Source organism: Williamsia muralis (genome assembly GCF_051487485.1).
Classification (GTDB): Bacteria; Actinomycetota; Actinomycetes; order Mycobacteriales; family Mycobacteriaceae; genus Williamsia; species Williamsia muralis_B.
In genome coordinates, this window is the sequence record NZ_JAHVCV010000007.1 from 102,284 (window position 1) to 128,055 (window position 25,772).

General features: G+C 63.9%; 25 protein-coding genes. 14 read left to right on the forward strand and 11 right to left on the reverse strand.

Annotation, left to right across the window (positions count from 1 at the left end; genetic code table 11):
- The first annotated feature begins 95 nt into the window (after positions 1-95).
- Positions 96-728, forward strand: a complete 633-nt coding sequence (locus tag KXR83_RS19395) for a TetR/AcrR family transcriptional regulator (RefSeq protein WP_437426211.1) — start codon at positions 96-98, stop codon at positions 726-728.
- On the opposite strand, the gene KXR83_RS19400 is transcribed toward KXR83_RS19395, so the two are convergent.
- Entirely contained in the window at positions 713-1,972 is a 1,260-nt protein-coding gene (locus tag KXR83_RS19400; protein WP_437426212.1) for an MFS transporter, read from the reverse strand. The two genes, KXR83_RS19395 and KXR83_RS19400, sit on opposite strands and share 16 nt — an antisense overlap.
- A 166-nt stretch (positions 1,973-2,138) precedes the next feature.
- Between KXR83_RS19400 and KXR83_RS19405 the strand changes: the two genes are divergently transcribed.
- The 4 genes from KXR83_RS19405 (at position 2,139) to KXR83_RS19420 (ending at position 5,901) form a co-directional block, all read left to right on the forward strand.
- Complete coding sequence (locus tag KXR83_RS19405) at positions 2,139-2,783, forward strand: TetR/AcrR family transcriptional regulator (RefSeq protein WP_023954281.1); 645 nt, start codon at positions 2,139-2,141, stop codon at positions 2,781-2,783.
- 119 nt (positions 2,784-2,902) lie between these two features.
- On the forward strand, positions 2,903-4,129 hold the full coding sequence (locus tag KXR83_RS19410; RefSeq protein WP_437426213.1) for an acyl-CoA dehydrogenase family protein: 1,227 nt from the start codon (positions 2,903-2,905) through the stop codon (positions 4,127-4,129).
- A 14-nt stretch (positions 4,130-4,143) separates the two neighbouring features.
- Entirely contained in the window at positions 4,144-5,148 is a 1,005-nt protein-coding gene (locus tag KXR83_RS19415) for a phosphotransferase family protein (RefSeq protein ID WP_437426386.1), read from the forward strand.
- 12 nt (positions 5,149-5,160) lie between these two features.
- Positions 5,161-5,901, forward strand: coding sequence for an SDR family NAD(P)-dependent oxidoreductase (locus KXR83_RS19420; protein WP_437426214.1), 741 nt, complete (start codon positions 5,161-5,163; stop codon positions 5,899-5,901).
- Between the two features lie 62 nt (positions 5,902-5,963).
- Here KXR83_RS19420 and KXR83_RS19425 read toward each other — a convergent pair whose 3' ends face one another.
- Complete coding sequence (locus tag KXR83_RS19425; RefSeq protein ID WP_437426215.1) at positions 5,964-6,647, reverse strand: DUF4352 domain-containing protein; 684 nt, start codon at positions 6,645-6,647, stop codon at positions 5,964-5,966.
- Positions 6,648-7,043: 396 nt separating this feature from the next.
- Between KXR83_RS19425 and KXR83_RS19430 the strand changes: the two genes are divergently transcribed.
- Positions 7,044-7,655 (forward strand): hypothetical protein, encoded by a 612-nt coding sequence (locus KXR83_RS19430; protein WP_437426216.1) that lies wholly within the window; start codon positions 7,044-7,046, stop codon positions 7,653-7,655.
- A 260-nt stretch (positions 7,656-7,915) separates the two neighbouring features.
- Positions 7,916-8,431, forward strand: a complete 516-nt coding sequence (locus KXR83_RS19435) for a hypothetical protein (protein ID WP_437426217.1) — start codon at positions 7,916-7,918, stop codon at positions 8,429-8,431.
- Positions 8,432-9,679: 1,248 nt separating this feature from the next.
- Here the strand turns inward: KXR83_RS19435 and KXR83_RS19440 are convergent.
- On the reverse strand, positions 9,680-10,207 hold the full coding sequence (locus KXR83_RS19440) for a MarR family winged helix-turn-helix transcriptional regulator (RefSeq protein ID WP_437426218.1): 528 nt from the start codon (positions 10,205-10,207) through the stop codon (positions 9,680-9,682).
- 90 nt (positions 10,208-10,297) lie between these two features.
- Here KXR83_RS19440 and KXR83_RS19445 point away from each other — a divergent pair, with 90 nt between their 5' ends.
- The 3 genes from KXR83_RS19445 (at position 10,298) to KXR83_RS19455 (ending at position 13,920) form a co-directional block, all read left to right on the forward strand.
- Positions 10,298-10,945 carry an FMN-dependent NADH-azoreductase gene (locus KXR83_RS19445; RefSeq protein WP_437426219.1) on the forward strand — a complete coding sequence of 216 codons (648 nt, stop codon included), beginning with the start codon at positions 10,298-10,300 and terminating at the stop codon, positions 10,943-10,945.
- A gap of 112 nt (positions 10,946-11,057) precedes the next feature.
- Complete coding sequence (locus KXR83_RS19450; protein WP_437426220.1) at positions 11,058-12,404, forward strand: DUF6461 domain-containing protein; 1,347 nt, start codon at positions 11,058-11,060, stop codon at positions 12,402-12,404.
- A gap of 322 nt (positions 12,405-12,726) precedes the next feature.
- Positions 12,727-13,920, forward strand: coding sequence for a hypothetical protein (locus tag KXR83_RS19455; protein WP_437426221.1), 1,194 nt, complete (start codon positions 12,727-12,729; stop codon positions 13,918-13,920).
- Positions 13,921-14,055: 135 nt separating this feature from the next.
- On the opposite strand, the gene KXR83_RS19460 is transcribed toward KXR83_RS19455, so the two are convergent.
- The gene (locus KXR83_RS19460; protein WP_437426222.1) at positions 14,056-14,265 is read right to left on the reverse strand and encodes a hypothetical protein; all 210 of its coding nucleotides are present in this window, start codon (positions 14,263-14,265) and stop codon (positions 14,056-14,058) included.
- An 83-nt stretch (positions 14,266-14,348) separates the two neighbouring features.
- The gene (locus KXR83_RS19465) at positions 14,349-14,846 is read right to left on the reverse strand and encodes a MarR family winged helix-turn-helix transcriptional regulator (protein WP_437426223.1); all 498 of its coding nucleotides are present in this window, start codon (positions 14,844-14,846) and stop codon (positions 14,349-14,351) included.
- A gap of 97 nt (positions 14,847-14,943) precedes the next feature.
- Here KXR83_RS19465 and KXR83_RS19470 point away from each other — a divergent pair, with 97 nt between their 5' ends.
- From KXR83_RS19470 to KXR83_RS19480, 3 genes are all read left to right on the forward strand, one after another.
- Complete coding sequence (locus KXR83_RS19470) at positions 14,944-15,879, forward strand: NAD(P)/FAD-dependent oxidoreductase (RefSeq protein ID WP_437426224.1); 936 nt, start codon at positions 14,944-14,946, stop codon at positions 15,877-15,879.
- Between the two features lie 161 nt (positions 15,880-16,040).
- On the forward strand, positions 16,041-16,553 hold the full coding sequence (locus KXR83_RS19475; RefSeq protein ID WP_437426225.1) for a hypothetical protein: 513 nt from the start codon (positions 16,041-16,043) through the stop codon (positions 16,551-16,553).
- Positions 16,554-16,644: 91 nt separating this feature from the next.
- Complete coding sequence (locus KXR83_RS19480) at positions 16,645-17,217, forward strand: hypothetical protein (RefSeq protein ID WP_437426226.1); 573 nt, start codon at positions 16,645-16,647, stop codon at positions 17,215-17,217.
- Positions 17,218-17,285: 68 nt separating this feature from the next.
- Here KXR83_RS19480 and KXR83_RS19485 read toward each other — a convergent pair whose 3' ends face one another.
- Positions 17,286-18,767 (reverse strand): SDR family oxidoreductase, encoded by a 1,482-nt coding sequence (locus KXR83_RS19485; RefSeq protein WP_437426227.1) that lies wholly within the window; start codon positions 18,765-18,767, stop codon positions 17,286-17,288.
- A gap of 111 nt (positions 18,768-18,878) precedes the next feature.
- Complete coding sequence (locus KXR83_RS19490) at positions 18,879-19,565, reverse strand: histidine phosphatase family protein (protein ID WP_437426228.1); 687 nt, start codon at positions 19,563-19,565, stop codon at positions 18,879-18,881.
- A gap of 80 nt (positions 19,566-19,645) precedes the next feature.
- On the opposite strand from KXR83_RS19490, the gene KXR83_RS19495 reads away from it, so the two are divergent.
- Complete coding sequence (locus tag KXR83_RS19495; RefSeq protein WP_437426229.1) at positions 19,646-20,521, forward strand: TIGR03621 family F420-dependent LLM class oxidoreductase; 876 nt, start codon at positions 19,646-19,648, stop codon at positions 20,519-20,521.
- Here the strand turns inward: KXR83_RS19495 and atzF are convergent.
- From atzF to KXR83_RS19515, 4 genes are read right to left on the reverse strand one after another with little or no spacing between them, the layout of a single operon-like run.
- Positions 20,518-22,179: an allophanate hydrolase gene (gene atzF / locus KXR83_RS19500; RefSeq protein ID WP_437426230.1), complete on the reverse strand. Its 1,662-nt coding sequence runs from the start codon at positions 22,177-22,179 to the stop codon at positions 20,518-20,520. The two genes, KXR83_RS19495 and atzF, sit on opposite strands and share 4 nt — an antisense overlap.
- The gene (locus KXR83_RS19505; protein WP_437426231.1) at positions 22,176-24,179 is read right to left on the reverse strand and encodes a 5-oxoprolinase/urea amidolyase family protein; all 2,004 of its coding nucleotides are present in this window, start codon (positions 24,177-24,179) and stop codon (positions 22,176-22,178) included. Before KXR83_RS19505 ends, atzF begins: the two co-directional genes overlap by 4 nt.
- 3 nt (positions 24,180-24,182) lie before the next feature.
- A complete protein-coding gene (locus tag KXR83_RS19510) occupies positions 24,183-24,842 on the reverse strand; it encodes an urea amidolyase associated protein UAAP2 (RefSeq protein ID WP_437426232.1) in 660 nt (219 codons plus the stop codon).
- Positions 24,843-24,900: 58 nt separating this feature from the next.
- Complete coding sequence (locus KXR83_RS19515) at positions 24,901-25,761, reverse strand: urea amidolyase associated protein UAAP1 (RefSeq protein ID WP_437426233.1); 861 nt, start codon at positions 25,759-25,761, stop codon at positions 24,901-24,903.
- Positions 25,762-25,772: the final 11 nt, after the last annotated feature.

Sequence of the window (25,772 nt, forward strand, 5' to 3'; positions counted from 1 at the left end):
GTTGCTTCTGATAACAACCGTTATCTCTTTCGTATTGAAGCGGCGATCGGACCGAAAGTCAATCGTCGTTAACCGAAGGTGGAAAGATGAGGCCCATGGCAGATCCTTTGCGCCCATATGGCGGCGAGAATGGAGCTGACCGGGTCAAACGTCGCCGGGCAGCGCTGATCGAAGCTGCGCTCGAGATCCTCGGCTCGGCCGACGGGGTGGCGATCAGTGTGCGCGGGGTGTGCCGGCAGGCCGGACTGACCGCGAGATACTTCTACGAGAGTTTCGAAGACGTGGACCAGTTGGTGGGTACCACGTACGACGCCGTCGTCTTCGACATAGCCGAGGCCGCCCAGACTGCAGTGACATCCGGCGGTCAGTCTCCGCGCGAGCAGATCCGTTCCGCAGTGGGCGCCATCGTTCGGCTCATCGACACCGATCGTCGCAAGGGCAGGGTGCTGTTCTCGCAGACACTCCTCAGCGGAACCCTGGCCACCAAACGGATGGACGCCGCCATGATGTTCGCGGCGCTGACCATCCAGACCTCGGGAGCCCAATTCGACGACGCGACCACCCAGGGGGCGGCCCACTTCTATGTCGGCGGACTCGGGCAGGTGCTCAACGCGTGGATCGACGGCCGAATCGATTGCCCTACCGACGAATTGATCGAACTGTGCGTGACGATGATGTACGGTGCGATCTACGAACTGCTGCCCGAGAACGCTCAGCGCACCGATTGACCGGCGCGGTGTTCGTTCCAGCGGTCGAAGACCAGCCAGGCGAGCAGACCGGCCACAGCTACCCCGATACCGCTCAGGCACACGGCAATCCAGCCACCGGCGCCGTATGCGTAGCCCGATGAGACCGAACCCGCCACCGCGCCTGCGAAGTACGTGACCATGTACGCCGTGGTCACGCGGCTGCGCTCCTCCGACGCCAGCGAATAGATCGCGGACTGATTCGCCAACTGCGAAGCCTGAACCCCGAAGTCGAACACCACGAGGCCGATCACCAGCGCTGCCAACGGTGTTCCGGGCCACGCGAGCGACAACCAGCCGATGATGGTGACAACCCACGCGGCCGTGGTCGCCATCCGCAGATGCCCACGGTCGGCGAGCTTTCCGAACAGCGGAGCAGCCGCGGCGCCGGCGACCCCGGCAAGTCCGAACAGTCCGATGGCGGCCTCCGAGTAGGAGAAGTGCTCGCCCCGACTGCCCGAGAGCAGGAACGCGATCGAGGTCCACATGGCGCTGAACCCGAACATCGTGAGAAACCCGAGCAGCATCCGTTGCCGGAGCATCGTCTCGGCACGGACGATCCGGGCCACCGAGATCAGCAGTTGGCCATAGGGTTGCCGGGGACGGGGCGCGTCGGGTGGCACCGAGATGTAGACCACCACGGCCAGCACGATCATCAGGGCCGACCCTGTGAACAACACCGATCGCCAGCCTCCGAATTCGGCGATCAGCCCGCTGACGACGCGGGCCAGCAGGATGCCCAGCAGCAGCCCGCTCATCACCATGCCGACCACGCGTCCGCGATCTGACGGCACCGCAAGGGATGAGGACCACGGCAACACGATCTGGGCGGTGGCCGCACACACGCCGGCCAGGATCGATGCGACGAAGAGGGTCCCGAAACCGGGAGCCAGTCCCGAGAGCAACAGGGCGACCGCTGAGGCGACCATCATGCTGGGCGCCAACAACTTCCGGTTCAGCAGATCGCCCAGCGGGACCAGGAACAACAACCCGACCGCGTACCCGAGTTGAGCGGCCGTCACCACCAGTGCGGCAGTCGACGTGGAGACATCGAAGTCCTGGCGGATCTCCTCGAGTACAGGTTGCAGGACGTAGAGCGACGACACCGAGACGCCGCACGTGATGGCGAACAAGACCACGAGGGACCTGCTGATCCCCGGCCGGTCACCCGGTGAGGCGGGGATCGTCGACGACGGATCGATGGGTGGGTCTGGCGTCGCTCGCATGATCCCCAGCCTGCCGGATCCGTCGCGGTGACGCGTGATCAGAGCCCGGCGTCGACTTCGGTCTGGCGTCGGCGCGGCGGCACGGCGAGGCTTTCCGCAGCGAAACGCCCATCGGCCGACGGCGTATTCGCGTGAGCGTGATGGAGCGGCACAGTAGGTTGATGACATGAACACCGTGCCCGAGCCGACGCCGCGAGACCATGGCGGCGACAGTTGGCGCGAATACGGCCAGGAAGATCTGCCTGCGCCGCTCGCGGCAGCGCTGTCGGCCTTTGCCGAACACGGATATCACGGCACCTCGGTCCGCGACATCGCCGCACGCGCAGGCCTGAGTGTGCCGGGGCTCTATCACCACTACCCGTCGAAGCAGTCCCTTCTCAAGGGCTTGCTCGAGCTCACGATGAGTGATCTGCTCGGTCGTTCCGAGGCGGCGCTCGCCGAAGCCGGTCCCACGCCGCTCGAACGCTACGACGCCGTGGTGGAGTCCCTGCTGCGGTTCCACATGTATCGGCGGGCCCAGGCGTTTGTGGGCTCCACCGAAATCCGCAGCCTGGACCCGTCGTTCCGCACCGATTACATCCAACTGCGCGACAGGCAGCAGCGGATGGTCGACAGGCTGGTGATGGACGGCGTCGAGTCGGGTGACTTCCGCTGCCCCAATCCAGAGGACGCCGGTCGGGCGGTCACCACCATGTGTGTGGGAGTGTCCACCTGGTACCGGCCACAGGGGCGTCTCGGTCCCGACGAACTCGTTGCGCGCTATCTGCTGATCGCCAGACGGATGGTGGGGTACTTTCCGGATCAGCCTTGAGGCGTGACGCCGACCGGCTTGACCGTCGAGTCCGGGCGTGACATTCTGGGCCCACTACCGAACGAGCGCTCGGTCGGGATCGCACTACCGATTCGCCGGCGCGGCACAAGGAGGTGCACATGGCGATCAGCCTTTCCTACGATCCAGCCGTCGAGGACGTGGTCACGAAAACCCGTGATTTCGTCCGCGACCACGTGATGCCGATCGAGGACGAGTTCGCCGGTGACATCAAAGCGGCCGGCGGCGACAAGCGTCGACTGGAACTGCGTGACCAGGCGCGCGACGCCGGTGTGCTCGCGCCGCACGCGCCCGTCGAATACGGCGGCCTCGGCCTCAACATGTCCGATCGCGCCCCGGTCTTCGAGGCTGCCGGTTATTCGGTGTTCGGTCCGATCGCGCTTCACATCGGAGCGCCCGACGAGGGCAACGTGCACATGCTCGCGCACATCGCCGGCGCGGACCAGAAAGAGAAGTACCTGGCTCCCCTGGCCCGCGGTGACGTGCGGTCGGCCTTCGCGATGACCGAGCCCGCACCGGGAGCCGGTGCAGATCCGGCAGCACTGCGCACTGCGGCCACCAAGGTCGACGGGGGCTGGAAGATCAACGGCGACAAGTGGTTCATCACCGGCGCCGACGGAGCCGGCTTCTTCATCATCATGGCGCGGACTGCGGGATCCCCCGGTGACCGCGGCGGCGCGACGATGTTCCTCGCGCCGGCCGACACCCCCGGCATCACGGTGGGACGCCACATCAACACCATCGATCGCGCGATGATCGGCGGCCACTGCGAGGTGGCATTCCGCGACGTGTTCGTACCGGACGAGGACGTACTGGGCGAGGTCGACGAGGGTTACCGCTATGCACAGGTGCGGCTCGGCCCAGCACGTATGACCCACGTCATGCGCTGGATGGGCAGCGCCAATCGTGCCCAGGACGTCGCGCTCGACTACGTCGCCCGCCGGGAAGCCTTCGGCGGCAAGCTCGGCGATCTGGGGATGATCCAGCAGATGGTGGCCGACAACGAGATTGATCTGGCTGCTGCGCGGGCGTTGCTGGTCAAGGCCTGCTACGCCCTCGACCAGGGTCAGCATGCGGGCGACGAGACGTCGATCGCAAAAACATTTGCGGCTGAGGCATTTTCGAGGGTCGTCGACCGCGCGATCCAGATGTGCGGCGGCCAAGGTGTATCCGACGAGCTTCCCTTGGCGCGTCTGCAGCGTGAGCTGCGGCCGTTCCAGATCTACGACGGCCCATCCGAGGTCCATCGCTGGGCGCTGGCCAAACGGGCCGTGGGCAAGGCGAAGAAGGCGGCAGCCGCTGCCGCCGCGAACGGAACCCCGTCGTGACCGAACTACCGGGCATGGACGTCCCGGCCCTACGCGCCTTCCTGGTCGACAGCGGTGTGCCGGTATCCGGCGAGCTGGTGGTGGAGCTCATCAGCGGTGGCCGCTCGAATCTCACGTTCACTGCGCGCGATGACAATTTGCACTGGGTGGTGCGCCGTCCCCCGACGGGCGGACTGACACCTTCTGCCCACGACATGAACCGTGAGTGGACCGTCACCCGCGCACTGCAGGACACGCCGGTGCCGGTGGCGCGCACCGTCGCATTCGACAAAGAGGGGACCGCCCTCGGTGCGCCGCTCACCGTGGTCGAGTTCGTCGACGGCCTCGTGGTGCGCAGCGCCGATGAGCTCGACGCTCTCGACGACGCAGCTGTGGAACGTAACGTCACCGGACTCGTCGAGGCGCTTGCAGACCTGCATGCCGTGGACTATCAGTCTGTCGGGCTGGGTGAGTTCGGCCGCCCCGACGGTTTTGTCGGACGACAGGTGAAGTTGTGGGCCCGCCAGTGGGAACACGTGAAGACCCGCGAACTCGACGATGTCGCGACTTTGCATGCCGCACTTATGGAGTCGATCCCTGCGCAGACCAGCAACTCGATCGTGCACGGCGACTTCCGCGTCGACAACACCATCCTCGACGCCGGTGATCCTGGCATTGTGAAAGCCGTTGTCGACTGGGAGATGTCGACGCTGGGTGACCCGCTGACCGACGTCGCACTGATGTGCACGTACCGGGAACCGATATTCGACGCCGTCCTGGGGATGAAGGCGGCGTGGACAAGTGATCGGTACCCCTCGCCGGACGACATCGCCCAGCGGTATGCAGTGGCATCGGGTCGTGAATTGTCCGGTTGGAACTTCTATCTCGCGCTCGCCAACTTCAAACTCGGAGTGATCGGCGAGGGCATCACCCACCGCGCACTTAGTGGATCGTCGTCGGGCCGGGGAGCCGAGAATGCAGCGGCCGCGACCGGCGAGTTCATGGCGGCGGGACTGCGCGCCATCAAGGGAAAGAACTAGAGGGGCATACACGTGACAAATGGCGCAGAACGCAAGGTGGCGTTGGTGACCGGCGCCTCGCGCGGTATCGGCGCGGCGATCGCGACCCGATTCGCCGCGGCAGGCTGGGATCTGACGATCAGTGCCCGCAGCCTGGAACCATTGCAGGACTTGGCCGGCCGCCTTTCCGCCGAACACGGCGTGCGTGTGGAGGTGGTCACCGCCGACATGTCTGACGAGGAGCAGTTGCAGGCGCTGGCGACTGGTCACCTCGACCATTTCGACAGGGTCGACGCGTTGGTCCTCAACGCCGGGATGGGGCAGAAGGGGCCGATTGGTGAACTGCCGGTTCGCCGATTCGACAAGCTGTACCAGGTCAACGTCCGCTCGGCGTACGTGTTGCTCCAGGCGTTGCTGCCGACTCTGCGCAGTACCGCCGAGACTGCTGGGGCCGCGAAAGTGGTTGCCATTGCATCGATCACCGGCGTACACCCTGAGCCTGAGCTGTCCGCATACGGTGCCACGAAGGCGGCGCTGATCTCACTGTGCGAAACGTTCAACCTCGAGGAATCCGAGAAGGGCGTCTCGGCGACCACCATCTCGCCCGGCTACGTCAACACCGACATGTCCTCGTGGACCGCGATCCCGGCTGCGGAGATGATCACCGCGGACGACGTGGCCACCATGGCGTTCGCGGTCACCGAGTTGTCGCGGTACGCGGTGCTTCCCGGCATCGTCCTCACCCGGCCCGGCACCAACCTGGGTCGTGCCTGACTTGCGTCGCTAGAACCACTGTCACCGCTCAGAGCCATGGCTCCTCGTCATCGGGCGGCCGACTAACGCTGGTTGATCCATCCGATGCGGTCCGCAGTGAAGATGAAGGTCACGTCGTAGAGCACAACGTACTGGCCTGGGGGAGAGCCAGGAGGATTGTCGAAGCACACATCGCCTGAGGCGGTTCCGCCAGGAGCGACTTGACCAGAGTTCAGCGGGGTTTCGCTTCCTACGAACGAAGAGTTCCGTATTGCTCCGTTTGGATCCTGCAATTTCCAATCGAAGACGTTAAAGCTGGCTTGGTCTTTTCCCGCGTTTCGGATCGTCACTGTGGTGCACAGGTAATTCGAACCAAAGGTGCTGGTGTCAAATAGGGGGGTCGTGGTGGTGGTGACATCTTCGAGCGTGACCGCATCCCCGGCATTGGCCGCGGTGTCACCGGATTGTTTGCCCGGAAACGTCAGCCCACTCTCGGCCGGTTTGCTGCCTGCGCTACCGCCAGATGTCACAGTGGCTTCATCATTACTACTCAAACCTGCTAGGGCAGCAACACATCCACCGAACAGCAGCACGAACACACCGAGAAGGATCCAGGGCCATATTTTTCGTTTTTTGGGAGGGGGCGCCTGTTGGTAGTACCCCGGAGCGGAGCCTCCCGGATAGCTACCTTGGGGATAGGGGTAGCCGCCAGACGGGTGCACGTACTGCGGATTGTTGGGGTCGTATGGGGGTTGTGAGTTGGACACGACCGCTCCTTCGTTAGCTTGCGAAAGACAACATTAAGTTTGAGATACGCAATCGAGTTATCGGCCATCTTGCGGGCGGCGTTACCGCCGTCCAGGGTCACTATCTGGCAGGAGCCAACTCAGCCCCGGACGACAGACCTGAAGGGGAGTCCAGCAGATCAGGCTGAGCCAACATCGACATGTTTTCGTGGACCGCGATCCCTGCTGCGAAAATGATCACCGCCGATGACGCCGCCACCATGGCGTCGGGGTCACGAGTTGTCGTAGTACGCGGTTCTTCCCGGCATCGTCCTCACCCGGCCCGGCACCAACCTGGGCCGTGCCTGACACCACTGGCGGTAGGCGTACGCGCGTGGGAGGGTCTCGGAAGTGGCGGGATCTAGTGGGGGTGTCGGGATGAGTAGACGACGGGTCTCGGTGGTGTATGCTGCTGCGGCGATTGCAGTCGTTGGAGCGGTATCGGCCTGTTCGCCCGACCGGCCGCCCAATGAGACATTGTCCGTCCAGTTTGGCCAAGATCCATTTGACGTCGCTGACCTCGACGATCCGTCGAACGTGAAGCGCCCTGATGTGGCTGGCAATGTCGTTGTGCGGGGGGCGAAATCGTCGTGTGCAGGCCCCACCGTCGGCGTCGACGACTTTCACCTGAAGCGAGCAGACATTGAGGTCGGAGAAGGGGGAGACGGAGTCGCGACCAGGGTGACGTGGACTTTGTCGAGTCCGATCCCACCGTTTGGTGGCACGGTGTTTGTGTTCACGGGCGTAAGCGCTGACGAGACGGAGGCGATCCAGCTCCGTTACTCCGTGGCAAACGGCCAACGGTTCGAGCTGTATGTGCTCAACAGTGAAGGTCGGAGAATAGACCTGACTGGCGAGCCACTACGTACTGACACTGGAGTTGTCGGTGCGGTCGTTCCATCAGCAGACATCATGGTGTTGGGCGCGGGATTTCACTGGTCAGCGGAGATGTCACACAATTCCGGTGCCGTGCAACATTGCCCGGCGTGAATGAGGGTCGCGGGTGTCGGACGAAGGCCCGACGCCTGACCGATGGGTTTGGTGGGGCGCTCAAACGCTGCGCGAGGGTGTAGGAGTTCTTTGTGCCGGCCGTTACGCTTGCCGGGATGTATATCTGGGAGGTTGAAGGGAAGGTCCTCGAATGGTTCCGGCGGCCAGGCGGTCTCGCCGACGTCGAAACTCTGCGTAGGTGCGTGCCGATACGCAGGGACCAGTTCGACAACTTCATTTTTGAAGCCACCCTTTGGGCGATGGACGAAGGCGCTGCGAACTCGTTCTCGTATGCCTGCATCGGATTCAAGGCGGCGTACCGGTCAGATCAGACCGCCCTCGGCAGTCCGGTGCCTCTTGTTCCGCCGGCGGTCACCGAACACGTCGGCCGCATCGTTTCTCGATGGCAGCTTGGTCGGCAGGTCGCCGGGGCTATAGATCTACCCGACGAAGAGGCTCGGCTTCGCGCGGAGCTGTATCTGAACCTTGGCGGCGACCTTGGGGATGGGCTGGCGGCCGCGGGGCGCCGTCTCTGTAGCCGCATGTGGTCGGCACGTATCGGAGACGGCTTTGTCCACCCCGTGGTTGGCGGACACATCTGGAACAGCAACGCAGGGAGTTACGGCGGCGATGACGTTGGTGGCGGAGGACCGCTCATCGACGCGATCTACGCTGTCGGTGAGATGACGGGACGGTGGCAGTCCGAACCGGATGACCGTCCCGTCATCGACCGCGAGATTATCGACCTGGCACACACTTTGGGCTGGAAGCTGTAGGAGAAGGCCCGTATCAAGACCCACTCCACCAAGGAGCTCGCCAGGAAGTTCGCAGAGCAACCCTACACCCGCCGACCAAATGCTCCACCCAGCGTGCACTATCTTCGGTCAACATGCCTCAGCCTTATTGAGGCAACTGTAGGGGCATTTCGACATAGGGGGCTGAGGACTCAGAGTTACTACTAAACATAGTCGATTCCTTCCTTCTCACTACAACACTTGGTGCTGAACGGGTTTGATCCACGCTCATGTCGACTATCGACGCTTCGTCCACCCCGGAAGTGCAGCTGCGCTCCGTACTCGCGTCTCGCAGTGTATGAAACCGCAAGAAACCGCCTCGTCAAACGCTAAGTGGCTGTGCTGGGATGATCGCATGGCTCTCAAGCTGTGTTCCGACGTGTCACCGGCCAACTGGATCACTGGCAACGTCGATTCGTAGAACAGTACGGCCCTTTTCGGCCCGCCAGAGTTCGAGGCTCACGCTCGGCTGCGGTTCATGCCTGATCCTGCATTCAAGGGCCAACGTGCAAGCGACGTGCGTTACGGCCCGACGACCCAAACTGACGAATCCCTCGTCGAGCAGAGATTGTGCAGACTGCTTGCGACAGTGACTGCAACTCCACAGGATTGCTTCTTCGCGCTGTGGGACGGACACGGCGACCTCGAGCCGCTGCGGGGCGGTCCTCAGATGCGCATACCTAACCGTGCCTACTACCTGTTCCACGGCCCGCTCTCAGACGTCGGAAATTTGGAAACCGCCCAAGGTGGAGTCGACTGGTGGCCGGCGGCGTTTATATGGCCCGCAGACCACGCTTGGTGTGTAGCTTCTGACACTGATCCTCATTGGGCCGGTATCGGCGCCAGCAGTGACACCATCCATATGCTGCTTGGGCAACAGCACCTTGATGTCGTCGCCGCCGAGAGGCGTTTGGGTGGCCCGTTCTATATGTAACAGCAGGCCAGGCAACCACACTGGGCTCCGCGATTAATACATCAGCCATTCCTGCATGCTGCCATACGCGAATCGGGTATCGGACTTCAGTGCGTCACTGATGATTAATTTCGTTGAAGCACAATCGATTACGACGATAAGACTGATTCTTCCGTGGGTTGGGCCATGCTCAAGCGCCAGCGTTGAGGCCCACGGATGCTGTCGGCGGTCGGCGACGTCAGACCTTACCCATTCGCCCATGGATTGTGTTTCAGGTCGGGGTTCCGGTTACAACGCAATCGTGCAAGCGGCACTTGTTAGTTCTGCGTCTCGTCGCTACGAACATTCGCTGACGCCAGGACGTCGGCGAGCGCGGGGTCGGCTGCAGCAACGATCAAGCGGGCGGCCGAGCCCAGCTGTTCGAGCTGGGCGGCGTCCATGGCGTCGACGACGAGCCGCCGTACCTCCTCTACGTGCGTGGGCGCAATACGCTGGAGCTCTTGCCAGCCCGTCTCGGTCATGAGCACTTCGGTTCGTCGGCCGGCGCCGCCGCACGACCGGCGCTCCACCCAGCCGGCAGCCTCGAGACGTGAGACGGCGTGCGACAGCCGGGACAGTGACCCCTTGGCTTCCATGGCCAGATCGCTCATCACGCTGACGTGTCCGGGTGCGTTCGACAATGACACCATCACGCTGTACTCGTAGAAGTTGATTCCGGCGACCTGTTTCAACTGCGTGTCGAGCTTGCCGGGCAGGGTCATCAGCACTGCGACGAGGGATGCCCAGTCGCGCTGTTGATCGGGGGATAGCCACACGTCATCCTGCGTATCCGGGGTGTCGGTCACGCGACCATTCTAACCAACTTGAATGTTCAACAATGACGCGTATGGTTCAACTTGCACGTTCAAGTTGCCAGCTCACCCAAGGAGAACCCCATGACCCTCTTCCGTCTCGACGCCAGCATCCGAGTCGAAGGATCACACAGCCGCGCAATTGCCGACATCGTCGAGCAGGAGTGGAAGGCGGGGCATCCCGACGACCGGATCGTCCGGCGCCACGTCGGCACCGAGCCGATCCCCGCGACGACCTGGGCTACAGCTGCCTTCGCCGGCTACACCCCTGAGGATCAGCAGTCGCCCGAGCAACGCGAAGCGCTCGGTGTCGCGGCCGAACTGGCTGATGAGCTCATCGCCGCCGACGCTCTGCTGTTCGCTGTGCCGCTGTACAACTTCGGAGTGTCCCAACACTTCAAGACCTGGGTAGACACCGTCATGACCGACCCGCGCTTCAGTCCGGCAGCCGCCCCGGTTCTCGCGGGCAGGCCTGCCGTCCTCGTGACGGTCCAAGGTGGCAACTACGCAGCCGGGACACCACGCGAGGGCTGGGACCACGCGACCGGTTGGATGGGTCGCATCCTCGCCGATGTCTGGAGCCTGGACCTCGAGATCGTCGAAACCGCGTTCACCCTCGTCGGTGAGAACCCGGCGCTCGATGAGTTCACGAATCTCGCCGCAACGCTTCGTAGCGAAGCCGAGCAGCTCGCTCGAAAGCACGGACAGGCGCTTGGGGCCGCTCGCGTTTGAGGTCAGAGATGCTGCGCGGGCAGCGATGTCGTGGGTCAAACCCACAGTCGTGGCTACCCACGCACGTGCGTGTTCTTCAGCGGCGTCAGGTGCGGTTCGCTAGCGTGGTCTTGTGGGGGAGCAGTTGATGGTCCAGACCTTGTCGGTGTCGATGGATTATGGGTATTTCGTGTTGTGTGATGGTGGTGATCCGCCGGCCAACGACATCGAGTTGCTGCGCCGCGCGCAGGCGCATCCTCCCAGCGCGAGTGATGGACGCAGCGTTCTGATTTCGAGTCCGCACCAAAACAACTTCGACATGATCATCGAGGTGCAGGTCTGGGACGAGCGGCCGCCGGAGGACCGGGATGCCTGGCAGCAGGTGAGCGAGAACCTGCTGCGCATCGCCGGCGCGGAACTGATGTATGTGTCGCCGACGATGGGCGAAGCCTCTTGCGTCGTTCCTCCTGGCCGTTACCTTGCGGAGGTCAGTGGCCGTGGATTTGTGAACTACGGGTGGCCTGGGTCGACTCAGCCTGGCGACCAGTGGAGAGTGCGACTGTGGCCCGCCGGCAGCGATCGGCCGCGCCCGGCCCAACAGTGGCACCAGCCTGGGTACGGAACCCCGCCCCCGGTGCCCTACCCGCAGCCTGCCAGCGGCACGATCACACCGGTGGCCGATTCCCCCGGCTACATTCGCGAGGCGGGCGTCGAGGACCTCTCCGATGAGCAACGCCGCTTCCGCGAGGATTACTACCGCCGGGGCGAGACCGTTCAGGCGCGCGGCGGGGAGTTGGTCACCAAAGACGATTTCGGTTGGTGGACCGAACAATTCGGCTGGTGGGAAAACGCCGGCTACTGCATCACCCTCTTTCGCGATCTGCCGGCATCGGAGGTGCTTGCGGGACTGCGTGCTGAGCCCTGCGGCCTCTCTCACGGCATCGCTGAACTCGCCGAAACCTCCGCGCGGCTGCGGGCCGAGCAGGGTGGTCGCCAGCTTGTGGTCGGTGTGGCTGATCTGGCCGACTGGGCCGGCTGGACCCTGATGGTCGAAGTAGGTGGCAACATCGGCGATACGCGCCGTTTGATCGGCCCCCTGTCACCGGGACGAATGATCGTCTCGAACTGGCGCAGCAGCGACGACCGTGCTCGGTTCAGTTACTGGAACGACCGAACTCTGATGTTCGGATTTGATCCCCACCATCCCGACGATCGTCACGGCGCTGACCGGGACGGGATCTGGTTCACAATGATGCAACAGATCGGATTGGACCTCGGCCAGCCTGCGGGGTCGGCGGGCACATTCGCACTGGCCGAACGCATACCCTCGATCAGCGGGTCCACACCGACCACATTCACCGACTCCACCTTCCTCCTCGGTCGGGTCACCTTGCCCGACAATGACGACCTCCGCCACTACGACGACCGTTTAGAGGCGGGGTGGATGCATCCCTACGACTGGGATGACCACAGAGAATAAGCCAGGCAACCGGCTTCTGGTCTGTGGCGGGGTTTTCGCCGGCGGCGTAGGCTGCCGATCATGAACTCGTCGCCACGTCGAAAGAATGTCTGCGTCTAACCCCGCACCGCGGAACCAGATTCCGACCGTCTCAGACCTCGTTGGACAGATTGCACTCCAGATTGGTGCTCGTACTCTGTTGCCGTTGAACCTCCTTAACACGATCCGCGTGCAAGGGTCGTCAGTTACGGTTCCGGACACCCAACTCAAGCTCAAAATAGCCGTTCACCACGTCGCCGACTACGGCTCATTTGCGGCCGGTTCAGGACCCCAGGCGGTAACTGTGACCATCTATCCCTTCCCCGCGGGACTGACCTCCACCGAGGCAACCCGCGACAGCGCGAGCACTCTTATTCCAGACGCCGAAGCAGAAGCATGGCTCCGAGTCCTCATCGGCGACGACCTAGCCGACTACGCCTACCACCTCCACACCAACGTCCAACCCAGACGTGATCGCACCCCGGTGCACCGGCACCAAAAGATCTTCGCGTCCTTCATCGACCGGCGCGGCCGCAACATCCTCGCGCCAGACAACTTCCGATGGCAACGCCTCAGTCACACCAGCCAGCAACTACCCCGCAAACTCGAACCATCAACGCACAACACCCAACTGATCAGACCGCTCGCCGAGTCCGGGCCGTTCACAGACGCTGAATTGGTTCGCGACCTCCGAACGAACCCCGACGGGACATGGCGAATACAACTCACCGGCGAGGACCTTGACCAACTCACTCCGGTGGCCCGCGACGCCGTCGAGCACGCCTACCAACTGTTCCGAATACGGGGCGCCATCGACACCAGACTGTGCCCCGAGCGTCTCATCGCCACCCCACAAGACGTGCAACTGCACTTCAAGTGGACACGAAACCCGAACACCTTCGCCATCACCACCAAGCTGCCCCAGACTGAGGCGGACCTCCGATCACCGGCCAACACCCCCGCCGCCTGGGCGTCCTATCAGGCTCTGTTCTGGATGGAAGAACTCGGCACCGGCTGGGTGCGATGGGCCCAGCGCACCCGCATCAACGACGTCATCCACCTCGGCCGCCGCCACGAGCCCGCGCGCGACGGCTACAGCCCCGGTGGACGGCTTCGGCCCCGAGTGGACAACCAAGGACTGGTGTCCATCCCGCACGGCGAGAACCTGGCCATGAACGCCACCACCAAGTTTCGGGCCGATCAACTCATCGCATGGCACCACGAGCTCGACATTCGCGAGAAGCCATACGCGCTCGCGGCCCACGCGGTCATCGCCTGGACCGACACCCCAGGTGTCGCATCACTGAACATCCTCGACGCACTCCCCACCACCCCTACCCGCAGCATCCGCCGGGCAGCGTTCCACGCCATCCACGACGCCGCCGACGCCGGCGCGCGGCTCATCACCACCACTCTCACCGCACCAGTACTGGCCGAGCTCGGATTTGCCACGGATACCGATGGCCAACGCGTCCTGGATGTACTGACGATGCCCTAAAGACGCCAGCCTCACGTCACCCATGCGGCGCTTACACGGATCCGCGAGTGCGCCCCCGTGTAAGCCTGGGCTATGTTTCGTCACTGGTGAGAGGGATCGGCAATTCCGAGCAATAACAATGGGCGCCCGAGCTTTTCATCCGTTTCGACGACGTTTGGTCACCAATCGCCAACCGCTGTTGAGCGCCAGTGCGGCCCCTACGAAACCGATCAGTGTCGGTGAAAAAATCTCGGGCTCGCCTGCGTGAGTAATGCCCCAGAACAGACCGAATGCGACGCCGCCGAGACCAATCACTAGGGCAACAAGATGGGCCGAATTGACCCGGGTGCGGCCGACGGTATGCATGCCTCCACACTCGCACGCCGCGGAGATGGTCGCTAATAAAGATTGTGTCAAGGAAGGTTGACAACCCGCTGGCAGGGGTGGTTTCAACCACCACGTGCGTTGTGCACGGTTGCTGTCAGGGTGGTGAGCGATTCGACGATTCGGTCACGGTCAAGTCCGAGTTTTGACAGCAGTTCGCCGTGGGCGTGGAGCTCGCGCGGGAACAGTTCGTCGACGAGCTTTGAGCCGTGTTTGGTGAGTTGCACAGTTGCCGAGCGCCGGTCAGTGGGGTGTGGTCGGCGCTCGAGGATGCCCCGCTTTTCGAGGCGGGTCAGCGTTTTGCTCACGCCCGCTCGTGACATGCTGAGGCGCTCAGCAAGTCGGGCGGCAGTCACTGATTCGACGCTGTAGCGAAGCGGCACAAGTAATCCCATGTCAGCAGAGGTCAGGCCACTGCCCTCGTACGCCTGCTCGACGGCACGATCGAGCGCAGCGGTGATCGCATTGATCAGTGCAACGATCTCCATCGCGGACGTGTCAAGATCCGGACGGTGCTCTTTCCACGCTCGAACGGTCTGCGACCGCAACGTCTCGTCCACCATGCCCACCTGACGCAGTTGTTAACCAGTTAACAATAATGGTAGCTTCGCCAGGCTGGTTCCGGTAAGTCCCCAGCCTGACTCCAGCGAAAGGTTCGGTATGAAGCATGACGTCCTGATTGTTGGGGGAGGGACTGCCGGTTTGAGCGCCGCCCTGGTGCTCGCGCGAGCGTGCCGGCGGGTCATGGTCGTAGACGCCGACCGACCACGTAACGCGCCCAGCGAACACCTCCATGGCTACCTGACCCGCGACGGAATGAACCCCGGTCAGCTGCTCGACATCGGCCGGTCCGAAGTACTCGAGGTCGGGGGCGAGATCCGCCAAGGCTGTGTCACCGCGCTGACAATAGAAGGCCCCCAGCGCTTCATGGCGAGGCTCGACGACGGTTCGACCGTCGAAGCCCGTGCTGTCCTGATCGCCACAGGGTTGCGCGACGAGCTCCCGAACATTGCTGGGATACAGGAGCATTGGGGAAAGCAAGTGGTGCACTGCCCGTATTGCCACGGCTACGAGGTGCGCGGTACAGCACTTGGCGTTGTGGGCGGCGATAACCGGCCATTCAGCATGCACCAGGCGGCGCTGGTTCGGCAGTGGTCCCACGACGTCGTGTTCTTTCCCAACACCATCACCATCGACCCGATCGAACACCAACGCTTGGCCGCCCGCGGCATCCGCATCGTCGAAGGTCAGGTCAACGAGGTCCTTGGGACAGGCGACGGACTCGACGTCATCCTCGCCAACGGTGAGAGGGTTCGCCGTTCAACCGTCTTCATCGGCCCCCGCTTCACCCCAGCAGCCGACCTACTGCACTCACTCGGCTGCGCACACGATGACTCCGGCTTCCCGACCACCGACAGCACCGGACTCACGAACATCCCCGGAGTGTGGGCTGCCGGCAACGTCAACGACTCCCCCGCCCAACTCATCAACGCCGCCAGCGCTGGCTCACGCGCAGCCATCGCACTCAACCACCACCTCCTCGCATACGACATCGACCATGCCGTCACCGGTATGGCCGCTCAGAAGAGCTGCTAAACAACGGATCTGAGCCGAGAATGTATTTATGTCGGCGCAGGGTCTCCCTAGCGGTCGGTACGGAAGAAGGCGAGCTGCTTAGCGCCTACCTCAGCGAGCAACGAGGTAAGCCGTTTGACCGACCACATCGAGAGATCACCTGCCCTGAAACACTTGTGGCCATGACCCGGCACCGTGCCTTTTCGCCCGCTCGCATCCTCGGCCACTGCGCGTGGTGGATCTTCGTCGTAGCTACATTGTTTGCCGGCGGCATCACCTGGACGGGCGTAGACCGTTACGTCCCGTTCGTCCCGGTGCTGCACGGGGCAGGGTGGATTGATATCCCGTCCACTGACGCTCCCGTGGTGATTGTCGATTTTGCTGGGACAGTGCACGACCCGGGAGTTGATCCCGAGATTGTGTCGGTGGTGGCGTTAATGGTGGTGCTCATCGCCGCTACGGTTGAGGCGATTTCAGTTCGGCAGGTTTTACCAGGGATGGTGACTGTTGCAGCGCCGTGCGTGGCGCTGGGATTGCTGTTGCTCGCCACTCCCGGTGTCCTGCAGAGCGTCAGCCTCGACACGCTCGCGACCATGGGCATAGTGCTGATTGCCGTTGCTGTGCGCGAAGTATGGGCTCGCCGGTTCGCCCCAAGCCCATCGACGTTGCCGCCCAACTCCATGGACACCGCCTAGTGACCGACCGGAAGTGACAGGCTGCGTTTGTGATTGACCACCATCCGGATACCTTCACAAGTTCTGCACAATTCTCCGATACGGTCCTCTGGTGACCGAACTCGCGCAGCTCAAACGGCCTGTGCCTCGGTGGTGGCGGATCTGGCAGGGGCCGGTGCTAGGAATCCTCGCCGCTGTTACGTGTGCGGTTGTCTTATGGGCTGCGATGGCTCCTGTCACGACTCTCATCTACGTCGTATTCGCCTTCTGGGCGTTGGTGGTCATCGGCATAGCTTGGCTGGTCTTCGCAGTTGTCGGATGGCTGCGATACGGAACGGTCCGCCGCAGCCTCATCGCGCCGGTACTTGTCGTCATGACTGCCGTGCTGGTTGTCTTCTCCGTCCCGTTTCATGTCGGGTTTGCGCTGTCGAAGAACCGTTTGACGGAACTTGCGGCGACGTGTCAACCCTCAGGAGCAGACAACCGGGCTGGCGTTTATGCCATTCGTCAAGTGGTCGCGATAAGCGATTCCGGAGGCCTCTTCTACACCGACGGCGGATTCATGGACGAAGTCGGAGTCGTCTACCTGCCCGGCGGCCCTACGGACACATTTCGAGCGCAATCCGAATCAATCGAACTCAGCCACGTATCTGGCGACTGGTATCGGTTCTCCGCAGGCTGGTGAGGGTTTCGACCAAACCACCCGCTGGAATGAATGCGTCCAGGCTCCTCCGGATCCGATCGTAAGTCAGATCAGACTGATCTTTCGGCCTCGCGCAGGATGTTCCTCATCATCGTGCGGTACACCGCGCGATGAGCAGGCAAGTGGGCATACCAATAGACACGTCCCACGATGCCACGCGGATAGAAGACCGTGCGCAGTTCGAGTTCACTACCGGATTCGGTTGCGGTGATACGGAACTCGAGCCACGAAGTACCGGGTGACCGCATCTGTGACCGTAGCCGCAACGTGTGTTCGGGCTCCACTGTCTCCACGCGCCACCATTCGAGGTCGTCGCCGGCGGCCGGCGTGCCCTGCCGGCTCGGGCTGCCGGACGATCCGGGTCCACCGACGGCCTTGTCGATTCGGGCGCGCAATTTCCAGGCCGGCGCCGTTCCGTACCAACCCTTTTCGGAGCCCAGCCCTTCGATCGCCTTCCACACAGCTGCCGCAGTCGCGACGGTGTGGCTGGTGTGGGCATCGACGTACGCCTCTTCACCGGCCCACTTGGGATCTGAGGGAATCGGTTCGGATGGGGCACATGCGGGCGACGCGTTCGACCACGGTGTCTCCACATCGCCGCGACCCACCCGGGCCAGAGCTAATTCGACTGAGGTGCGGTACGGGGTCAACCCGTCGGCCGGAGGTGCGATGACGTCGTTGATGTCGTGTTCGGAGACGATCGCGTCGTGCTCGAGCGACTCGACCAGTGGCCTGGCGAGTCCGCCGGGGATCGGGGTGACCGTCCCGACCCAGTTGCTCGCCAATGACGGTGTGAGGAAGGGGAGCACGATCATCCGTCGCTTCGCGAGACCTGCGACCTCGGCGTAGATCTGCATCATGTCGCCGTACTCGAGAACGTCGGGACCGCCGATGTCCCATGTGCGCGATTCGGGAACCTTCGCGGTGGCGGCCTCCATCAGGTAGTGCATCACGTCCCTGACGGCAATCGGCTGGATCTTGTTGTGCACCCACTTGGGGGTGGTCATCACCGGAAGACGCTCGGTGAGGTGCCGGATCATCTCGAATGACGCCGAGCCCGAACCGATCACCACGCCCGCCTGCAACACGATGGTCTCGATGCCCGAAGACATCAGAACCTCGCCGACCTCGGTGCGTGAACTCAGGTGCTCGGACAGTTGGACACCGGAGGGATGCAGCCCGGAGAGATAGACGATCCGGGACACCCCCGCCTTGCGTGCGGCCTCGGCGACGTTCTCCGCCGAACGGCGCTCCTCAGCGCTGAAGTCCTTGGAGTTACCCATCGAGTGCACGAGGTGGTAGACCACGTCGACGTCGGTGAAGGCATTCTCCAGCGACGCTTTGTCGCTGAGGTCGCCCTTGATCACCTTCGCGCTGCCGATCCAGGGAGCGCCCTTCAACTTGTCCGGGGTCCGTGCCAGGACCCGCACATCGTGGCCACGTTCGATCAGGCGTGGTGCAAGGCGGCCGCCGATGTAGCCGGTGGCGCCGGTGACCAGAGCGCTGGGTGTCGAACTGGTGGCGGGCTGCATGAGCGCTCCGATGGTTGGGATTCGGGTTCGTCCCGAGACCGTGATCGTCTCGGTTCAAGAGTTACTGACGACGGAATGCCCAGGTCGAGAGATCTCAAACGCGAAGGTGTTCTAACGCATGGTGACGAGCGGCCGTTTCCCCTGATCATCAGGAGTATCGGCGTGTGCGTGATCATTCACCGACAAAACGTTGATACCGGTGCTGCCCACGATGAGCTTGGTGATCGACGCGTTGACCATGGTGCGGGCGATGACGGGCCAAGTCTGCGAGTCCACACCCCACAACTCCGCGACGACGGCCGCGATGGTGCCCGCCGAGGACGCCGCGAGCGCGACCTGACCAGGGCCCGCGAACGTCGCGATCTCCTTGAGTGCCTCGCGGATCGACTCGCGGTATTCGGCATACGAACCGGCCCCCGTGCTGTGGCCGTCGGCAGCCCAGGCCAGCAGCGCCTTGTCGAGGTCGCGCTGAAAGTCGCGCTGAGCGTCGGCGGCCTCGGCCGACGTGCCCACGGGTGGCATGTCCCGGCTGGTCAGGTGAGTCAGGTCGTATTCGTTCCAGCCCGCATTCACGACGGGCTCGGGAGCAGTCCCATCCTTGAACTGCGCGACGATCTCCTGCACTGTCTCCAACTGCCGAGCCAGATTTCCCGACGCCGCGAAATCGAGCCGGCCCACGCGCCGCGCGAGATGCTTGCCCACGTTCCGTGCCTGCTCGCGCCCGAGATCGGTCAGACTCCCGTAACCGTTCTCGTCATGACCGGCCTGACCGTGACGCACCAAGTAGATGACACCCATGGGCATCATCTTGCCGTGCGGTGGGCCGCACCCCGGCATCGGTCGCGCCGAGGTGCGTTGATCGTCTCTAATGGTGAGTCATGAGCAGTTCTCGAGACTTCCGGTTCGGGGTGAACTTTCTGGCCCGAGGGACGGCCGATGAGTTCCTGGCCCAAGTGCGGCACGCCGAACGGTGTGGTGTGGACGTGGTGTTGCTTCCTGACCATCTGGAACTGGGTGCGCCGTTCCCCATGTTGGTCGCGGCCGCAGCTGCCGCACCGACCGTTCGGGTGGGCAATTTCGTCCTCAACGCGGGCTTCTACCGGCCGGCTCTGCTCGCCCGCGACATCGCCGGGGTCGACCAGCTGACGGGTGGACGCGTGGAGATCGGACTCGGCGCTGGCTATGTGGAGGCGGAGTTCGAAGCAGCGGGTATCCCGTTCGGGTCGCCCGGACAACGTGTCGACCACATGCGCGACATGGTGATCGAACTGAGACGACTCCTCGGTGATCCGGCTCGCACGCCGCCCTCGGTGCAGACCCCACCTCCGATCATGGTCGCCGGCACGGGAAACCGGGTGCTGACGATCGCTGCCCGCCATGCGGACATCGTTGCCCTTGCGGGTCTCGCCGACGACGAGGCGCTCGCCGAGCGCGTGGAATACATTCGGCGCCAGGCGGGTTCGAGGTTCGGTGACCTCGAACTGAACCTGATCATCTTCGACCTCGCCATCGACCGAGAGCCCGACGTCGACACGTTGCGTCACCACAACCGCGATGCCACCGATGGCGAACTGCTGCGCCAACCCAACGCGCTGCACGGGTCTCACGACGAGGTGGTCACCCGCATCCGGCAACTGCGAGAGCAATTCGGGATCACCTACCTGACGCCGATCGAGCCGTCGTCGGCAGATCTGGACGCGTTCGGCCGGGTGATCTCAGAACTGCGTCAAGGTCCGGCGGAAGCGAACCCCTAGCGTTCGAGCCAATGGGTGGCGGTCAGTGGTTCGGCCTCACCCACTGACTGGTGGTCGCACCCGAAGCCCACGGTCCAGCGACCGTCCGAGAGTTGGACCGGCCCCAGCATCATCGGCGACGGGAGTTCACCGAGGAACTCGCCGAGTGCTGCCGGCGAGAGAGCCCACAGCTCACCGCGAATGGATGTGCCGGCCAACTCATCGCGGACGAGCCCCGGCTTTGCGGGCTCGGTGTCGAGGGCGACGAGCCGGTACGCCTCCGCTGTCGCGGCGTATCCGGCCCAACGCGCACCTTTGTCGGTGAGCTGACCCATCAGTGGCTGACCGCGCAGATGCGCGCCCACCACGAACACCTCGGTGGCCTTGGCGCCCGCCCGTTCGGGCCAGGAAGGGGCTGTTGTAGGCGATCCCGTGCCGATCCGGCCGGCGATGTCGAGCACCACTGCGTCATCGTAGGCCCGGCCCACCACTGTGACGCCGAATTGTGCTGCCGAGCCATCGCTTTCGATGACCTCGCCCGCCGGGACGGACACCGCGCAGAGGTCGAACAGGTTGCAGAAGTTGGTGTAGGTCCCCATCGTCGCGTTGACGCCGACGGGATCGGCCTCCACCTCGGCCAGCGTCGGATGCATCGGGGCAGTCGGGATCAGCAGTGCGGTCGCGTCGCCCAGCACCGACATGGCGCGCTCGCCCAGAGCCTGTACGCGGCGGCGATCCGACAACAGGTCGGTGGCGCTGAACCGGTCGGCCGGGCCGATGATCGCAGCGACCGTCGGGTCCACGAGGTCGGAAGAAGATGCCACTGAGATGAATTCGCCCACCGCGTCAAAACGCTCGGCGACCAGGGCGCCTTCGTACAAGAGCTTGGCCGCCGCCAGGAAGTCCGACAGATCGATTCGCTTGATCCGCACACCCGCGTTCTCGGCGTGTTCCACCGCGGTGTGGAAGGCCTCCTGCCACCGTGCATCGAGAGCGGGCAGCGTGGCCGGCACGGCGACGACTGGGCTGTCGGGAGCAGCGAAATGCGTTGACGCCGGCCACGCAGCACCTCCGGCCATCACCCCCATCGCGCGATTGGCGAGGTCCAGATCCGCGGCGAGGATGGTCACACAGTCATAGCTGGCGCAGGCCGGCACCACACCCGCGGTGCTGACCACTCCGATGGTGGGCTTGATGCCGACGATGCCCTGCAGGCCGGCGGGCACCCGTCCCGATCCGGCGGTGTCGGTGCCGATCGCGATGTCGACGAACCCCAGTGCAACAGCCACGGCCGAGCCCGAGCTCGAGCCCCCGGATATGTGGTCGGGTCTGCGTGAATCACGCACGGCTCCATAGGGACTGCGCGTGCCGACCAGACCGGTCGCGAACTGGTCGAGGTTGGTCTTGCCGATGACCACCGCTCCGGCGGCGCGAAGGGCGGCGACCGATGCGGCATCCTGTTCAGGTCGGTACTCATAGCCCGGACAGGCGGCGGTCGTCGGCAGCCCGGCGACATCGACGTTGTCCTTGACCGCAAGCACCACCCCGGCCAATGCGCCTCCCGCAGCGATGGAGGCAGCATGTTCTGTTTCGACGTCAGCCTGATCGCGCAAGGTGATGAACACCTCCGGCCGATCGGCCGCGGCGATCTGGGCGTAGATGTCGGCTATGCGTGTCACGCGACTTTTCCTGTCTTCGTGGCGAACTCGCCGCCGTCGGACCAACGCTTGCGCTCCTCGGCGCGCGCCGTCTCCATCGCTGTCCGCTCGACCTTGATGTCGTCGGCGTTGTCGGTGAGGAACTGCTGATGCTCGGCCAGTGAGAACGTGCCGTCGGTGATCTCCACATGTCCTCGGCCGGCGGCCATGTCGGCCCGCAGATCGAGCAGCTCGTCGGCACTGACGGGGTACCAGCTGATCTTGTCGAAGAACCGCAACAGCCATGGGTGCTCGGGCTCGAACCCTGCTGCCTCGAGTGGGTGCCGATGGTTCCACACCTGGGTGGTGCGGCCGACGAACTGGTAACCGCCGGGGCCCTCCATGCCGTAGATGCACATGTAGGCGCCGCCGATGCCGACCGCGTTCTCCGGGGTCCAGGTGCGAGCCGGGTTGTACTTGGTGGTGATCAGACGGTGTCGTGGATCGAGTGGAACGGCAACGGGGGCACCGAGATACACATCGCCCAGGCCGAGCACGAGATACTCGGCGTCGTAGACAATGCGGTACACGTCGTCGACGGAGCTGAGCCCGTTCATCCTCCGGATGAACTCGATGTTCCACGGGCACCAGGGCGCGTCGGAGCGAACGCCCAGCATGTACCGCTCGATCGCCTCGCGGGTCGCCGGATCGTCCCACGACAAGGGCATGTGGACCGTGCGGCTCGGCACCACCAGCTCGGACGCCGAGGGTAGCTGGGCTTCGCATTCGATGAGCCAGTCGAGCAGTACCGATTGCCGCATCACGGTGGCGTCGACCTTGACCTGAAGTGACCGGATGCCGGGAGTGAGCGAGACGAGTCCGGCGGGCCGGTCGGCCTCGATCCGTTGTGCCAGGGCATGCACCCGTGCTCGGAGCGCGAGATCAAGCGTCATGTCGCCGTATTCGACGAGGACGTTGTCGTCGCCGCTTCGGCGATAGGTCACCTCGGTGGTGCCGTCGGCGGTTCGGGTGGATCCGAGCACTCCGTCGTCGAGATCGGTACCGGACGACAGAACGGTGACCATGTTCGAGCGCCGAGCCGTTCCCAGTGCGGCCGAACTCGCCACCGAGGCAACGCGCACCGGTACGAACCGGACGGTGTCGCCCGGTTTGAGCTGACCCATCTTCCAGCGGTCCGCCGTGGTGACGGTGACCGGGCAGACGAAGCCGCCCAGGCTCGGCCCATCGGGACCGAGCAGGATCGGGGTGTCACCGGTGAAGTCGAGCGCGCCCACGGAGTAGGCGGTGTCGTGGATGTTGGACGGGTGAAGTCCTGCCTCGCCGCCGTCGGTTCGTGCCCAGCGTGGCTGCGGTCCGAGCAGGCGGACACCGGTGCGGTCGGAGTTGAAATGCACCTCGTAGGCGGTGTTGTACAGATCCTCGATGTCCTCCGGGGTGAAGAACTCAGGAGCGCTGTGTGGTCCGACGGTGACGGCGAGTTGCCAATTGTTGGTCAACGCCGGCTTCTCGTCGATCAGGATCCGGCGAGGAGACCCGGCGGCTGACGTCTGCGCCCGAGCCAGCGTGTCCCCGTCGGTCAGAGAACGTCCGTCTTTCCCGCCGAATCGCCCGAGTGTGAACGTCGCGCGACTCTCCAGGTACAGCTCGGCGTCGATGCCGCCCGCAACGGCGATGTACATCCGCATCCCGACGCCGCCTGCCGCACCGACATCGAGGATCTGACCCGCTTTGACCTCGATCGGTGACCACTGCGGTACCACCTCGCCGGCCGCCGTCACCGGCACAGGTGCACCGGTCACCGCGACGACGGTGTCCTCGTCGAACCTCAATTGCGGCCCCATCAGGGTGCATTCGAGGCCGGGCGTTCCTTCTGCGTTGCCCACCGCGATGTTCGCGAGCCGGAACGACAGATCGTCCATGGGTCCGGACGGCGGCACACCCACCTGCCAATACCGGATACGGCCCGGCCAATCCTGAATGGTGGTCTGCGGGCCCGCCCGCAGTACCGAGATGCTCGACATCTGTTACGCCTCTGGTCGTGTCACGATGACCCGCACCGAGGTGGGGTCGAATCCGTTGCAGGGGTTGTTGATCTGGGGGCAGTTGGAGATCAGCACCAGGGTGTCGACATCGGCGCGCAATGCGACTCGCCGTCCCGGCGCCGACAAACCGTCGACGATGCCCAGTGAGCCGTCGGGATCCACCGGCACATTCATGAAGAAATTGACGTTGCCGACCATGTCCGACTTACCCAGCCCGTGTTGCGCCCCACCGATCAAGAAGTTCTCCACACAGGCGTGCTGATGTTTGGTGTGGTGGCCGTAGCGAAGAGTGTTCGACTCCTGTGAGCACGCACCGCCGACGGTGTCGTGGTTGCCCACCTCGTCGGCGACGATGGTCATCATCGGGGCCGAATCATGGTCGCGGATCACGGTTCCGGTGATGAGGAAGATGTTGCCCTGCGCGGCGATGGTGGTTTGGGCGGAGTAGCGGATGGTGTGATCGGTGCCGCCGAAGAACAGAGTGTCCACGGCCTGGTTCCCGTGCAGATCGACGATGGTCAGTACATCGCCGGCTTCGACGATGCCCGACCACGGTGCGCGTTCGCCGATCTCGTGGTCGAGGATCACCTGTCCGTCGACGAGGGCGAGGTCGCGAGCCGATGCCGTTGTGGCAGAGGTCATCACGGTGTCCTTTCAGAGGGTGTGCGGGAGAGCTGTACGAAGTGCGCGAGCGCGGGCATCACCAGTGGGCTGCGTCCCATACGTCTTCGGAGTTGAGCACTGCGCGCTGGTACTCCGGGTCTGTGTCGGGCAGGGAGTTCAACGCGGAATCGAGGTCGCCCGGCGCCTTCCACGCCAAGATCTCCAGTGGCCCCACATCGAAACCGGGAGACGGGTCGAGAGGGTGGGCGGTGTTGACGATCGCGACGGTGCACGGGAGATGCAGGAGCAGATCTACGTGCTTGTCGCGGCCGGCGGAGCCCTTCGACGTCAGTGTTCCGTCGGCCTCCACCACGATGCTGTGGAAGAACGACAGGGACGGAACCACGTCGGTGGGGCTCAGACCGTGCTTGGCCGCCGCCAGCGTGAACATCTCGCGACCGGCCGGCGACGTCGAATGAACAGCGCCGGCACCATATTTCGCGACGTTCGCGGCCAGGGTGCTGGTACCGCACAGGGCGTCGTGATGGCCGGAGGTGTCGGCGACGATGGTCGCGAGTGCACGACCCTGATCACTGAGAAGCGGGTGACCGGCGCCGAGATAAGCCTGCCACGGCACCTTGACCGTGTCGGCGACATTGAGCCGCTCCCAGGGTGCATCAGCGCGCCACAGGAGGATGTGCGCACATCCGGTGCCGGCCACATCGCGCAGTCGCAGGCGTGTTCCGCGGGCAAGAACCTTCACCGTGTAACGCCCGCCGGGAACAGTCTCCGCCCAGGTCATGTCCTGCGCGTCGACGTTGTCGGGCAACGGAGTCCACGTCGATGCCGGCACCACCGGCATCGAGTCGGTGATGGTGGCGGCCTGTGCCCGCGCGTGTTCACGGGCGCCAGCAGTGGTGCCGGTCGAACCGGTTGTCGACTCGGTGGACGTTGTCATGACGGAGTTCC